Annotated in this window: 12 protein-coding genes; 11 read left to right on the forward strand and 1 reads right to left on the reverse strand. The window is 35.2% G+C overall.

Annotation, left to right across the window (positions count from 1 at the left end; all coding sequences use genetic code 11):
• Nucleotides 1–9: 9 nt before the first annotated feature.
• The 7 genes from CDH50_RS13075 to CDH50_RS13105 all read left to right on the forward strand — a co-directional run bounded on the left by CDH50_RS13075 (nt 10) and on the right by CDH50_RS13105 (nt 7,676).
• The gene (locus CDH50_RS13075; RefSeq protein WP_100612730.1) at nt 10–1,038 is read left to right on the forward strand and encodes a ferredoxin--NADP reductase; all 1,029 of its coding nucleotides are present in this window, start codon (nt 10–12) and stop codon (nt 1,036–1,038) included.
• A gap of 22 nt (nt 1,039–1,060) precedes the next feature.
• Nucleotides 1,061–1,768 carry a cytochrome c3 family protein gene (locus CDH50_RS13080; RefSeq protein ID WP_100612731.1) on the forward strand — a complete coding sequence of 236 codons (708 nt, stop codon included), beginning with the start codon at nt 1,061–1,063 and terminating at the stop codon, nt 1,766–1,768.
• A 257-nt stretch (nt 1,769–2,025) separates the two neighbouring features.
• Nucleotides 2,026–3,399, forward strand: coding sequence for a CmpA/NrtA family ABC transporter substrate-binding protein (locus CDH50_RS13085; protein WP_100612732.1), 1,374 nt, complete (start codon nt 2,026–2,028; stop codon nt 3,397–3,399).
• Nucleotides 3,400–3,428: 29 nt separating this feature from the next.
• A complete protein-coding gene (locus CDH50_RS13090) occupies nt 3,429–4,532 on the forward strand; it encodes an ABC transporter permease (RefSeq protein WP_100612733.1) in 1,104 nt (367 codons plus the stop codon).
• Nucleotides 4,533–4,627: 95 nt separating this feature from the next.
• Entirely contained in the window at nt 4,628–5,467 is an 840-nt protein-coding gene (locus CDH50_RS13095; RefSeq protein ID WP_100612734.1) for an ABC transporter ATP-binding protein, read from the forward strand.
• 16 nt (nt 5,468–5,483) lie between these two features.
• Nucleotides 5,484–6,320 (forward strand): ABC transporter ATP-binding protein, encoded by an 837-nt coding sequence (locus CDH50_RS13100; RefSeq protein ID WP_100612735.1) that lies wholly within the window; start codon nt 5,484–5,486, stop codon nt 6,318–6,320.
• A 99-nt stretch (nt 6,321–6,419) separates the two neighbouring features.
• Nucleotides 6,420–7,676 (forward strand): alginate export family protein, encoded by a 1,257-nt coding sequence (locus tag CDH50_RS13105; RefSeq protein ID WP_100612736.1) that lies wholly within the window; start codon nt 6,420–6,422, stop codon nt 7,674–7,676.
• A gap of 209 nt (nt 7,677–7,885) precedes the next feature.
• On the opposite strand, the gene CDH50_RS13110 is transcribed toward CDH50_RS13105, so the two are convergent.
• On the reverse strand, nt 7,886–9,172 hold the full coding sequence (locus CDH50_RS13110; protein WP_100612737.1) for a serine hydrolase domain-containing protein: 1,287 nt from the start codon (nt 9,170–9,172) through the stop codon (nt 7,886–7,888).
• Nucleotides 9,173–9,334: 162 nt separating this feature from the next.
• Here CDH50_RS13110 and CDH50_RS13115 point away from each other — a divergent pair, with 162 nt between their 5' ends.
• The 4 genes from CDH50_RS13115 (at nt 9,335) to CDH50_RS13130 (ending at nt 13,447) form a co-directional block, all read left to right on the forward strand.
• Nucleotides 9,335–10,873, forward strand: a complete 1,539-nt coding sequence (locus CDH50_RS13115) for a YifB family Mg chelatase-like AAA ATPase (RefSeq protein WP_100612738.1) — start codon at nt 9,335–9,337, stop codon at nt 10,871–10,873.
• A gap of 20 nt (nt 10,874–10,893) precedes the next feature.
• On the forward strand, nt 10,894–11,454 hold the full coding sequence (locus CDH50_RS13120; RefSeq protein ID WP_100612751.1) for a hypothetical protein: 561 nt from the start codon (nt 10,894–10,896) through the stop codon (nt 11,452–11,454).
• Nucleotides 11,455–12,702 carry a serine hydrolase domain-containing protein gene (locus tag CDH50_RS13125; RefSeq protein WP_100612739.1) on the forward strand — a complete coding sequence of 416 codons (1,248 nt, stop codon included), beginning with the start codon at nt 11,455–11,457 and terminating at the stop codon, nt 12,700–12,702.
• Nucleotides 12,703–12,796: 94 nt separating this feature from the next.
• Nucleotides 12,797–13,447: a hypothetical protein gene (locus CDH50_RS13130; RefSeq protein ID WP_100612740.1), complete on the forward strand. Its 651-nt coding sequence runs from the start codon at nt 12,797–12,799 to the stop codon at nt 13,445–13,447.
• The last annotated feature ends 199 nt before the right edge of the window (nt 13,448–13,646 follow it).

The raw sequence follows: 13,646 nt of genomic DNA on the forward strand, positions 1-13,646 counted from the left end.
ATCTAACCTATGAAACTTCAGATAAAAAATATTATAAAGGAAACAGATGATGCATTAAGCTTGAGTTTCAAAAACGGCAATATCTTTAGTAAGTTATCTTATAAGCCGGGGCAATTTTTAACCATTCATGTACCTATCGATAGCGTTGTGCATAAAAGAGCATATTCGTTCAGCAGTAATCCCTATACGGATAAGGATTTGAAAATCACGGTCAAACGTGTAGAAAAAGGATTGGTTTCCAATTATATACACGACCATATTAAAGTGGGCGATACACTGGAAATAGATAAGCCTGCTGGTTCCTTTTATATTGAGCCCAATAAAAACTCACAAAAGCAATATGTGCTGTTTGCAGGGGGTAGTGGCATTACTCCAATCTACTCCATTGCTGAATCGGTTTTGGCAAACGAACCCAATTCAAAGGTTTTATTGGTTTATGCAAATAGGGATATCGGGTCTATTATTTTTAAAAATGAAATAATGGCTCTTGAAAACAAATATCCTGATAATTTTCATGTTGCACATATTGTGTCATCACTTAATAAGAATATTGATAATTATTATTCTGGATTGGCAACAAAAGAACTCATTGATGAAATTTTCTTAAAACATGGTCTTTTTTATGGTGATTATGTTTATATGATATGCGGACCGTTTGGCTATATGGAAAAGGTGAAGGAAATTTTAAATGATAATGGCATTTCTAGGGAAAAAATAAAGATTGAAGTATTTAAAAGTCCACATGTCAAAATGTTTGGTAAAGACTTAATTAGTGATGTTACCATAAAATTAGGAGGCAAAATACATCAAATTAAAGTAAGGGGCGATAAATCGATATTGCAACAAGCCATGTCAGACAACATTGTTTTGCCTTATTCGTGCAGGGCGGGTATGTGTTCTACATGTAAAGCTACCTGTGTTTCTGGGGACATTAAAATGATTGACGGGCACTTTTTAAGTGAAGAAGACGTCGCTAAAGGCCATATTTTAACCTGTATCAGTTATCCGGAAAGCGAAGCGGTCGTTCTGGAGTTTTAATTGGTATAAATTTATTTTTTTTATGTTTAAAGTAAGTCCGTTAAGAAAAAGACAGTTTTTAGGAGGCATCATTGGATTGGTTTTGGGGATTTCAATTTTCTATTTTTTTACCAGGAAATCCTCAGAAACCTATATCTCTCTTGGTCCTATGAATGCAGGTCATGAGGATTTGTCTTGTTTCACATGCCACGCAGATGCTAAAGGGAATCTTTGGCAGCAATTACAGTCAAATATCTCCCATGCTGTTGGTGCCAGAAAAGATGGCGTTGACTTCGGGACACAAGATGTTACTCTAAACAATTGTTTGGGATGCCATGACAGGCCCAATGACCGTCATCCAAATTACCGCTTTTCAGAACCTCGTTTTAAGGAAGCTGTAAAGAAAATAGATGCCAGAACATGTATTACTTGCCATTCTGAACATCATTCAGAACGTGTTACGGTAGCTTCCATAGATTACTGTATGAATTGCCATCAAAAATTAGAAGTAGAGAATGATCCACTGGATATAGATCATAAAACACTCATTGCCAACGAAGAATGGTTTACATGTATCCAATGCCATGATTTCCATGGTAACCACACCTATAAAGTGCCAACCAAACTAAAGGACACGATTCCAATGAAAACGATTCAGGATTATTTCAAAGGAAGCGAAGATCCTTATGGAACCAATAAAAAATATATTGGTTTGTCCCAAGATGAATGGTTGAAGTCCCTAGAAAAATAATTATCCCTTATTTATTTTAGTAAAACTAAGTAATCAAACAAAATATACTTAGAAAAATCAGTATTTAAATTCAGAACTAAATTCGATTTAATTATTTGTTTATTAGATTATTATGTAATAAACCTATTTTTTTGCAGGTATTTTAGTGGTTTAAAAAGTTATTTTTTAATGGTTATAATCATATAAATTATTTTAAACTACTTATATATTTGTAAAAAATAAGTATAAATACTTAGTTAACTTAAAATATTCAAAAAATGAAAACACTAATTACAAAAGCATCATTACTTTTTTCTCTTTCTGTAGTGTTATTTTCTTGCGGTGGCAAAGCTGATAAGAAAGAAGCGGTAACAGAAACTGCTGTAGAAAGCAAATTAACAATCGAAAAACCACAATTAACCTTTGGGTTTATTAAATTAACAGATATGGCGCCTTTGGCCATAGCTAAAGAAAAAGGTTTTTTTGAAGATGAAGGGTTGTTCGTTTCGGTAGAAGCGCAATCTAACTGGAAAAACGTATTGGATCGTGTGATTGACGGACAATTAGATGGTTCCCACATGTTGGCTGGACAGCCTATTGCAGCTGGTGCTGGTTTTGGTAGACAAGCTGAATTGGTAACGCCTTTTTCAATGGATTTAAATGGGAATGCCATTACCGTTTCAAACGATGTTTGGTCTAAAATGAAACCATATGTACCAGTTGATTCTGATGGTAAACCCATTCACCCCATCAAAGCAGATGCTTTAAAACCTGTAATTACACAATATAAAAATGCTGGGAAACCATTTAAAATGGGAATGGTATTTCCTGTGTCTACACACAATTATGAAATAAGATATTGGTTAGCAGCAGCCGGAATTAATCCAGGTATGTATACAGCAGATAATGTACAAGGTCAAATTGATGCCGAAGTTTTATTGTCTGTTACACCACCACCACAAATGCCAGCAACTTTAGAAGCAGGAACTATTTATGGGTATTGCGTAGGTGAGCCTTGGAACCAACAAGCTGTTTTTAAAGGTATTGGTGTGCCTGTAGTTACCAATTATGATATATGGAAAAATAACCCAGAAAAGGTTTTTGTAATGACTAAAAAGTTTGTTGAGGAAAATCCGAATACCGCTATCGCCATTACAAAAGCATTGATTAGAGCTGGAAAATGGTTGGATGAGCCAAGCAATAGGGCTGAAGCAGTAAAAATATTATCGATGTCACAATACGTAGGTGCGGATGAAGCGGTTTTGGCAAACTCCATGACAGGAACTTTTGAATTTGAAAAAGGTGATAAACGTGACTTACCAGATTTCAACGTATTCTATAAATACAATGCAACGTATCCTTTCTATTCTGATGGTATTTGGTTTTTGACCCAAATGCGTCGTTGGGGACAAATTCCTGAAGCGAAACCAGCTGCATGGTACGAAGAAACCATTAAAAATATTTACCGCCCAGATATCTGGAAAAAGGCCGCTGATATGTTGGTGAAAGAAGGACACATGCCTGCTGCCGATGTGCCTAATACAGACGGGTATAAACCAGCAACAACAGACTTTATTGATGGTACCAAGTATGATGCTAAAGACCCTATTGGTTACATCAATAGCTTTAAAATCGGAAACAAGGATATATAATTCTAATAAATAATTCAAACTTAAAAAAAATGAAGCAGAGCATAACATTAGGAAGCGTGACCAAGTTTATAGGTTTGGCAGGATTTTTAGAAACAATAAAAAATGTGTTTACAGGGAAGCTTGATAAAGAAGACTTAAAAAACATATTTCGCAAAGTAATAATGCCCCTTGCTTCGGTTTTATTATTCTTTGCAGTGTGGTATTTGGGTGCTAATAAGCTTCATGAGATAGAGGCAGATCATTTAATAAATAAAGCCTTGGTAGAGCAAGGTCCAGCGGAAGCCGAAAAACTAAGAGCATGTATTGCTTCTGGTGATAAATCATGTCAGCCAAACGCATTGCCATCACCAGTACAAGTGTGGGGTGCTTATCAAACATTATTGGCAGATCATTATTTGATTAGTGCCGATAAGAAAGCATTTATAGAAAAAACGGCCGCAATTAATGAAAAACGTATTGCTAATGGTGAAAAACCTATCACTTATACGGGAAGACCATCATTTGTCGACCAAATCTTCACCAGTATCATTACGGTATTTGCAGGATTTTTATTGGCACTTTTCATTGCTGTTCCTATTGGAATAGTGATAGGCTTAAGTCCGACATTAAGAAGCTCCGTTAATTGGTTGATACAAATTTTTAAACCTGTATCGCCCGTAGTTTGGTTCTTATTGGTTTTTATGATTGTAAAAACATTCACTAAAAACTCCAGTTCAGATAGTGCTTTCATCATTTGTTTTATAAGTGTTGGCCTATGTTCTATGTGGGCAACATTAGTAAACACGGCTATGGGTGTTTCTTCGGTAGATAAAGATTACATCAATGTGGCTAAAGTGTTGAAGTTAGGACCCATGCAAAAAGTATTCAAAGTGATATTGCCATCGTCATTACCATTAATTTTTACAGGACTTCGTATTACGTTGTCGGTGGCGTGGATGGTGCTTATTGCTATCGAACTCTTGGCTCAAAGTCCGGGATTAGGCTTGTTTGTTTGGGAGGAATTTCAAAATGGCGCAAATGATTCCAACTCAAAAATAATAGCAGCTATGTTTGTTATTGGTCTGATCGGTTTTATGCTGGATAGAATTATGTTAACCATTCAAAAGATGGTATCGTTCAATAAAAATGATTGATTTTAGAAATGTGTTTAATTGTGGAATTGTTTAATCGTTTATGCGTCATTAACAAATCAACAAATACACGAATCAACGAATAAACAGAAAAGGAAATGGCATACTTAGAATTAAATAATATTTACAAAACCTACGGACAAGGAGACAACATAACCGAGGTGCTTTCCAATATCAACCTAACGATTGAGGAAGGCGAGTTTGTGGCGATTGTAGGGTTTACAGGAAGCGGCAAGACCACATTGGTCAATCTTATAAACGGCTTGTTAGAACCAACAAAAGGCGAGGTATTGTTTAAAGGCGAGCCTGTTATTGGAACCAGTCATGAGCGCGGTGTTATTTTTCAAAACTATTCATTGCTGCCTTGGTTAACGGTTGGTCAAAATGTATATATGGCGGTAAAAGAAGCATTTCCTAAGAAAAGCAAATCAGACTTACAAGCTATTGTTGCCGAATACGTAGACATGGTAAACTTAACACCAGCAATAAACAAACGCCCGAAGGAATTATCTGGGGGGATGCGCCAAAGGGTTTCGGTTGCTAGGGCATTGGCCATGAAACCGGAGATGATTATTATGGACGAGCCTTTAGGGGCATTAGATGCATTAACCCGTGGCAATTTACAGGATGAAATCTTGAGAATTTGGGGTAAAGATAAACGCACGGCTTTATTGATTACCAATGATGTAGATGAGGGTATTTATATGGCAGATCGGATTATTCCCTTACGTCCAGGACCAAGAGCAACTTTAGGACCAGAATTTAAAATAGATATTGAACGCCCAAGGGATAAAACCGCTTTAAACGATAACCCTAATTTTAAAAAGACACGTAACGCCATCATCGAATATTTAATGGATATAGGAAACGAACGTAAATCCCAAATACAGAAGGAATATGCTTTGCCAGATGTAGCGCCTAAGAGTTTTGTTTGGTAACTAAAAAAAGAAAATTATGAACACAACCATACTAGAAAATAATCAAACGCATGCGTATTCAGAAAATGGCATAGTATACCCTTCCAGTGGCGTGATGTTGGATTTGGTACATCTCAAAAAAGTATATCCAACGCCAAAAGGCGATTACATTGTTTTGGAAGATTTGAACCTTCAAATTATGAAGGAAGAGTTTGTGACCATCATTGGGCATTCTGGGTGTGGTAAAACAACCATGTTGTCTATGATTGCCGGACTTAACAATATCTCAGGAGGTGCTATTTCAGTTTTGGGAAAACACATCAAAGGGCCAGGTCCTGATAGAGGTGTTATTTTTCAGTCACCTAGTTTAATGCCGTGGATGACAGCACTTGAAAATGTGTTGCTTGGAGTAAATCAAGTATTTCCGCATGTACCCAAATCGCAGCGTAGAGATATTGCTAAGTATTATTTGCAAAAAGTAGGGCTTGAGGATGCATTCAATAAAAAAGCAACTGAACTTTCACAAGGTATGCAGCAACGTGTAGGCATCGCAAGAGCCTTCGCCATTAAACCAAAAGTATTATTGTTGGATGAGCCCTTCGGCATGTTGGATTCATTAACCAGAGGTGAACTTCAGGATATTCTTATTGAAATCTGGAACAAAGAAAAAATCACTGCTGTTATGATTACCCACGATGTTGATGAAGCCATTTTTTTAGCGGATAGGGTGGTGATGATGACTAGTGGACCAAAAGCCAAAATAGGTGACATTTTAAACATCGATTTTGAACGGCCTAGAACTCGAAAATCGGTTTTGGATCACGACGACTATTATAAATACAGAAAGCATCTTATAGACTTTTTAGAACATTAAAAAGCATGATAATTATCATAAAACTAAAAAATAACTACCTATACATTAGCTAAAAAACTAACTCAAAAACAATCAAATAATTAACTTAAAATCAAACAAATGAAAAAACAATATCTTTTAGTATGCATGTTGGCAGGGATAGTTCAATTTGCAAATGCACAATTTTCACTTGATGGTGAATTCAGACCACGAACAGAGTACCGCCATGGTTTTGGGACATTGATTCCAGATGCAGCAGATGCGGGTTTTGGTATTTCAACCAGAATACGTTTAAACGCAGGTTATGCAACTGAATCCTATAAATTTTACTTAAGCTTACAAGATGTGATGGTTTGGGGTGAAAACAGACAAATTTTACCTTATGACCAAAATAATTCCTTTGCGGTTTTTGAAGCTTGGGGAGAACTTGCTTTAGGGTCTGGGTTTTCTACAAAATTAGGACGACAAATCATTTCTTATGATGATGAACGTATTTTTGGGGGGTTAGATTGGGCACAGCAAGCACGTAACCATGATGCCGCATTAATTCAATACAGAAAAGATAAATTTATGCTAGATGTGGCCTTGGCTTTTAGCCAGGATTATTCAGATCCCACAGGATTCCGTTCCGCAAGCACTGTTTATAACACTACTGGATTCTTCACCTATAAAACCATGCAATATGCTTATTTAAAACAGTCTTGGGAAAACCTTTCTGGTAGCTTATTATTATTGAATAATGGCTTTCAAAAATTTGAAGTTGATGGGGTTACGCCAGATGGAGTAAATAGTTTACAAACTTTGGGGACACATTTAGATTATAAAAAAGGAAGTTTTGGTGTCGCTGCTAATGCATTCATTCAAACAGGAGACCAAATAAAAGGAGCTTATCTTTTAGGTTTGGATTTTAGTTATAAAGCATCTCCTAAAGTTGGTTTGGGTGCTGGTATCGAAATCATCAGCGGTAACGATCCAACATCCACTAAAAATGAGTCGTTCTTCCCATTATATGGCACCAACCACAAATTCAATGGTTTTATGGATTACTTCTATGTAGGTAACCATGCCAATACTGTTGGGTTATTTGATGTTCACGTTAGTGCCAACTTTACATTCAGCGAAACGTCTAGTTTAATGATCAAAGCACTTAACTTTAGTGGTGAACAAGAACTAGCAAGTGGCGAAAAATCCTTGGGCACGGAAGTAGATTTAGTATATACAAAGAAATTTAAAGGGTATAGTTTGGTATTAGGTTACTCTCACATGTTTGCTGCCGATGGCATGTATGAGTTAAAAGGGGTCACCGAAGCGAATGCATCAGATACTCAAAACTGGGCATGGGCTATGTTGGTTGTAAAGCCTAAGTTTTTAAATTAAAATTCTTTAATCTGTTCATAGTTAAATAATTTTATTGGTCAAAAGTGTTTAAATGTTGAGGATCCCGCGAAAGCGGGATTCTTTTTTACGTCATTGCGAACGCAGGTATTACGTCATTACGAACGCAGTGAAGTAATCCCACTAATTAAAACTCAAAATAAAAAGATTGCTTCAGTCGTTCCTTCTTAGCAATGACGATTTTATTCTGATTAGTTTTTAGCTTCAGGGACAAAATTGCCATAAATAGCATCCCTAAATTTTTTATGTAATTGGATTTGATCGTATGGTGATAATTGTACAAACATCACCACTGTCATATCATTTACGGGGTCGCCAATGAATAAGGTGCTAAAAGCGCCATCCCAGAAAAACTCGCCCACAACACCATTGTTTTCTTCAGCATCAACAGGAGGTGCTACTCTCACACCAAAATTAACTCCAAACCCCATTTGCCCTCTATCTGGAAGCCACATACGTTCTTTGATGCTCTCATCCAACTGATTCGTTCGCATTAATTTTACAGTTTCGGGTTTTAATATCGTCACACCATTTAGAGAGCCTTCATTAATTAACATTTGTCCAAATTTCTGATAGTCATCAAGTGTAGAAGTCAGTCCTAAGGCACCTCGATTTAATGGCCATTTATAATAATTTAAAATTTGGGTGATGGTGTCTGGCATCCTCGTCATTTCTTTTGTTTCACGATTGTAATTATAAGTGGCGGCAAACCTATACCTATCTTTTTCAGGAATAAAATATCTGGTTTCATTCATTCCTAACGGATCTAATACATTTTCTCTTAAGTATTGTTCAAAAGGGATTCCCGAAATTCGCTCTATTAAAAAAGCCTGAACATCTACCGATACACCATAAGCCCATCTCGTTCCTGGTTGAAAAGCCAATGGTTGCTTTCCTAATTTTTCTGCCATTTCTTGTAACGTGTTTTCCTTATTAGTTGGGTCGTCCTTTCCTTGTAAGCGAGGTACACCCGGCATGCGTCCTTCAAAACCTGCGGTATATCTTGTAATATCACGAATCGTGATAGGTCTTTTCAAAGGTTCTAGAAGGACTTTTTTATTGATGCTATCATAGCCAGCATATACTTGCATATTTTCGAATTCTGGGGCATATTTTGTAAGTGGGTCATCTAATTTGAACGCCCCTTTTTCATATAAAGTCATAAGTGCTACGCCAACAATCGGTTTTGTCATGGAATAAATACGCACAATGGTATTTCTGCTCATGGGAATGCTGTCTTCACGATCTGCATAACCAAATTGAGCATAATGTACTTCTTTATCTTTCTCAAAAATTAGGGTGGATATACCTGCGACTTTACCTTCATCTATAAAACTTTTTAAGGTAGAATCAATACGTTTTTTAACGGTTTCGTTAATGAATGCGGTGGTTTCGGATTGCTCGCTTTTGGTTTCTGTTTTTTTACAACTGTAATTTAAAAACAGGATTGCAGATAGCAATAAAATAGATTTATTCATGGTGTTTAGTTTAATTGGTCCAGCATTTGGAAAAATAAAAATACATTATTTTAATTTCAGATAAAAAACCTTAACATTTAGCGTAACAGATTTGTCATTGCGAACACGGTAATGAATAAAATTTAAAATACTTTTCTTACTTTTAAGCGATAAAATTCATGTATGCTTAAAAAAGTTTTTGGAAGTGCCGTTTTTGGTGTGGAAGCCACTACGATTACTGTGGAAGTTAATGTAGATGCTGGTATTGGTTACCATTTGGTAGGTTTGCCCGATAATGCCATTAAAGAAAGCAATTACCGAATTGCTGCCGCGCTTCAGAATAATGGCTATAAAATCCCCGGAAAAAAGATAACGATTAATATGGCTCCGGCCGATTTACGCAAGGAAGGCTCGTCATACGATTTAACCTTAGCTATCGGTATTCTGGCAGCATCCAATCAAATTCAAGCTGAAAACTTAGAGAAATATTTAATAATGGGCGAACTATCCCTTGACGGAAGTTTACAACCTATTAAAGGCTCGTTGCCCATTGCTATTAAAGCTCGGGAAGAGGGCTTTGAAGGCTTTATTTTACCAAGTCAGAATGCCAAAGAAGCTGCAATAGTAAACGATTTAAAAGTGTTTGGTGTTGATAATATCAAGCAAGTCATACATTATTTTGATAAAGGCGAACCACTGGAACAAACCATCATCAACACCCGTGAAGAGTTTGAAAAAAATCTGGATTTTCCTGAACACGATTTCTCGGATGTTAAGGGACAAGAAGGCATCAAGCGGTGTATGGAAATTGCAGCGGCGGGCGGACATAACATTATTTTAATAGGGCCACCCGGCGCAGGTAAAACCATGTTGGCAAAACGTTTGCCTTCCATTTTACCGCCGATGACCTTGCATGAAGCTTTAGAAACCACAAAAATACATTCTGTTGTTGGTCGGGTTCAAGCGCATACGGGACTCATGGCACAACGGCCGTTTCGGAGCCCACATCATACCATATCAGATGTAGCTTTAGTCGGCGGTGGCGCGTTTCCACAACCGGGTGAAATCTCCTTATCGCACAATGGTGTCTTGTTTTTAGATGAACTTCCCGAGTTTAAACGTGGCGTGTTGGAAGTCTTAAGGCAACCTTTGGAAGATAGGGAAGTTACCATTTCCAGAGCGAAATTTACGGTCACTTATCCTAGTAGTTTTATGTTGGTGGCGAGCATGAACCCCAGTCCGGGTGGGTATTTTAACGACCCCAATGCGCCAGTAACCTCAAGTCCTGCCGAAATGCAACGCTATTTAAGTAAGATTTCCGGGCCCTTATTGGATAGAATCGATATCCATATTGAAGTGACGCCCGTGCCTTTTGAAAAACTATCGGAAGACCGAAAAGGAGAAACTTCCGTGGATATTAGAAAGCGTGTTACCAAAGCTCGGGAAATACAAACGGCACGTTTTAAAGATAGTGATGCCGTGCATTACAACGCGCAGATGAATACCAAACAAATCCGTAAATATTGTATTTTAGATGAGGCTTCCAAGCAACTCCTAAAAACCGCCATGGAACGCTTGAATTTGTCCGCCAGAGCCTACGACCGTATTTTAAAAGTTTCTAGAACTATTGCCGATTTAGAAGGTGTGGAAGAAGTGAATGGTTCTCATATAAGTGAAGCCATTCAATATAGAAGTTTGGATAGGGAAGGTTGGTTGGGGTAATAAATTCAAATAAAAAACTTATGAGGAAAATTTTATTCGTTTTCATTTTAATATTAACAGCCAGTTGTACTGAAATAAAAAGTACTGAATCTGAGCAAATAGCGGCATACTACAAAGGCTTTAAAAATTCCGATTATAGTCAAATAAAAAAGACATTATCTGATAGTCTCACCATTGTTGAGGGTGATTATATAATGGGCTTCACACCTGAAAGTTTTAATAAACAATTTAAATGGGATTCTGTTTTTAAACCAGTCTATAAATTGGTTAGTATAGTAAATGAAAATGAGTATGTTGTTGCTACAGTCTCTGTGAATTCTTTAAGGTATGAATTTTTAAAGAACAATCCTTTGACTTGTAAACATGCGTTCTATTTTAAATCAGGAAAAATAAATAAAATCAAGACTTTAGATTGTATTGATACAAATTGGGAAATATGGCAAAAAGAAAGGGACTCCCTGGTTAAGTGGGTGAAATTGAATCATCCTGAACTGGATGGATTTATTCATGATTTGAGTATGCAAGGTGCTATAGATTACTTAAAAGCTATTGAATTGTATGAAAATAATAAAGACATTTAAATGAAAAACAAACTATTTTACTTTTGCATCTTAATCTTTAGCCTCATATCCTGTAAAAAGGATAAGGAGTCAAAAAGTGAGCATCTAAAAGAATCGCGTATTGAAAATGTACATATTCTTGCAAATCGCTATCTTGAATTAAATCGATTTAGCGGAGTGATTTTAGTGAGCAGAAATAACAATATTATTTACAATGAAAGTTTTGGTTTCGCTGATTATGAAAGCAAAAAACCTTTTTCGGACAAAAGCATTTTTAAAATCGGTAGAATTTCTGAACTGATTACTGAAAATATGGTGCAGGAAATGGCAAATAAAGGTGATTTTCAATTATCAGATAGCATTTCCAATTATATTCCAGAAATTAAAACTGATTTTACAATAAATGATTTACTAAGTCATAACACCCATTTACCAAGTATTCAGCAAATTCAGCAGCAAAACCCAGAACTAAAATATGCAACCATTGCCTATGTTAATTTAGGTTTAAAATCTTCAGAGACATCAGAAAGCAGTGATTTAGATTATAATATTTTGGGATTGCTTATTGAAAGAATAAGTGGAACAAGTTTTCAAAAAAGCATTCAAAATTATGCTGCAAATTTGGGATTAGAAAACACTTATTTTCAAAAACAAGACACATCTCTTGCTGTGGGTTATCTTTATAATAATTATCGCGGGAATGGTGATGAATTATATAAATCACCAAGTGCTGATTTGGATATGACATTTAGCAGTAATGGTATTAAATCCAATGCTAAAGATTTGCTAAAGATTATAAATCAAAATAAAGAATTAGACATTTATGGTTATTTAGAAAATGATGGGTTTAGTTATTCGTTAGTAAATGATCCCAAAACTCAAGAAACAATTATTATTTTAAGCAACCGCAGACACCCGGTTGCAAAGGAAATATCAACTGCTATAAGCCAAATTCTTCAAGGCAAAGAATTCAAGCTTCCTTTGTTGAGAAAACCTTTTGATAATGATAAAAAGTTACTAAAAGAATATTCCGGCACTTATGCATTAAATCAGAATATGAATTTTAATGTACTGAATGAAAATGACAGCTTGTTCGTCATATTGGGACCAAATAAAGTCCATTTAATCCCGCAGTCTGATAACCAGTTTTATATGGAACAAACGGATGCTTCTATGCGATTTTTAAGGGATTCAAACAATTTAGTTAAGGAAGTTGTTTTATTAAATGGTTTTTTGGATGGAGATAAAGCTTATCGTTTAGAAAAATGAAACTGATTATATCTTGCACACTCGTTGCAAACGATCGCTAGCTGGGGAGCAAAATGCTAAATATTTTTTTAAATAAATTATTAATACTATTGATATGAAAGAAAAGTCAGAATTTTTAAATATGGTAAAAGACCTATTTCCAGTTTTTTATTTGGTTTTATTATGTTTAGGATTTTTTAGCCATAATATATTTTACAAAAAATTCGAAATTGAAATTATGGATTATTTAACCATTCAAGAAGTTTTGTTTTCATTTATTCCAATAGGACTAATACTTATTATAATAGCACTTTTTGCATCTATTCTTTTTATTTCTAAAGAAATTTTTAATGTATATGATAGTGAGGCTAATTATAAAGGAAAAGTCATTTCTAATGAAAGAATTAGATATAATAAGATAACTAAATTTTTAAAAGGAATCAAAACTGTTTTTTCTAAATTAAATAAGTTGTATTTGTCTTTTGTTCCAATGATTATGTTGGCTTATTTTATTTTGACTTACGAAAGGTGGGATAAATATTTTGTTTATGAACTTTTTGTTTGGCCTGTTATGTTAATGGTTATTCTATTTTTTAATTTATTTTTAAAATATTCTATAACAGGTTTTAATTTTTATATTAATGTAGTAGTAATAACTTTACTGATGGTTTTTCTTTTAATGTTTAAGAAAGTAAAAATTGCGGATAGGATTTTAATGGTAAACCTGTTTATAATATTGAGTTTGTGGTGGGGGATAGTCCAATAAAAACAAATGAAAAACTTGTTTTTATTGGACAATCTACAAATTATATTTTTCTAAGGAATCTCGAAAATGATAATAATATTACGCACCTATCCCTATAATGGAATAGAAGTTGAGTAAAAGTATAATAAAATCAATAGATAAGCAATGACAATAATAGAAGTACAAAAAAAATACAGCACACAGGCGAAATGCTTGAAAT

It is taken from the genome of Confluentibacter lentus (assembly GCF_002806995.1).
In the GTDB taxonomy this organism is placed as follows: Bacteria; Bacteroidota; Bacteroidia; order Flavobacteriales; family Flavobacteriaceae; genus Confluentibacter; species Confluentibacter lentus.

Coding starts and splice junctions, on each gene's coding strand:
- CDH50_RS13075 (WP_100612730.1), top strand. CDS start 10: ATGAAACTTCAGATAAAAAATATTATAAAGGAAACAGATGATGCATTA.
- CDH50_RS13110 (WP_100612737.1), bottom strand. CDS start 9,172: ATGAATAAATCTATTTTATTGCTATCTGCAATCCTGTTTTTAAATTAC.
- CDH50_RS13115 (WP_100612738.1), top strand. CDS start 9,335: ATGCTTAAAAAAGTTTTTGGAAGTGCCGTTTTTGGTGTGGAAGCCACT.
- CDH50_RS13100 (WP_100612735.1), top strand. CDS start 5,484: ATGAACACAACCATACTAGAAAATAATCAAACGCATGCGTATTCAGAA.
- CDH50_RS13105 (WP_100612736.1), top strand. CDS start 6,420: ATGAAAAAACAATATCTTTTAGTATGCATGTTGGCAGGGATAGTTCAA.
- CDH50_RS13120 (WP_100612751.1), top strand. CDS start 10,894: ATGAGGAAAATTTTATTCGTTTTCATTTTAATATTAACAGCCAGTTGT.
- CDH50_RS13125 (WP_100612739.1), top strand. CDS start 11,455: ATGAAAAACAAACTATTTTACTTTTGCATCTTAATCTTTAGCCTCATA.
- CDH50_RS13090 (WP_100612733.1), top strand. CDS start 3,429: ATGAAGCAGAGCATAACATTAGGAAGCGTGACCAAGTTTATAGGTTTG.
- CDH50_RS13130 (WP_100612740.1), top strand. CDS start 12,797: ATGAAAGAAAAGTCAGAATTTTTAAATATGGTAAAAGACCTATTTCCA.
- CDH50_RS13080 (WP_100612731.1), top strand. CDS start 1,061: ATGTTTAAAGTAAGTCCGTTAAGAAAAAGACAGTTTTTAGGAGGCATC.
- CDH50_RS13085 (WP_100612732.1), top strand. CDS start 2,026: ATGAAAACACTAATTACAAAAGCATCATTACTTTTTTCTCTTTCTGTA.
- CDH50_RS13095 (WP_100612734.1), top strand. CDS start 4,628: ATGGCATACTTAGAATTAAATAATATTTACAAAACCTACGGACAAGGA.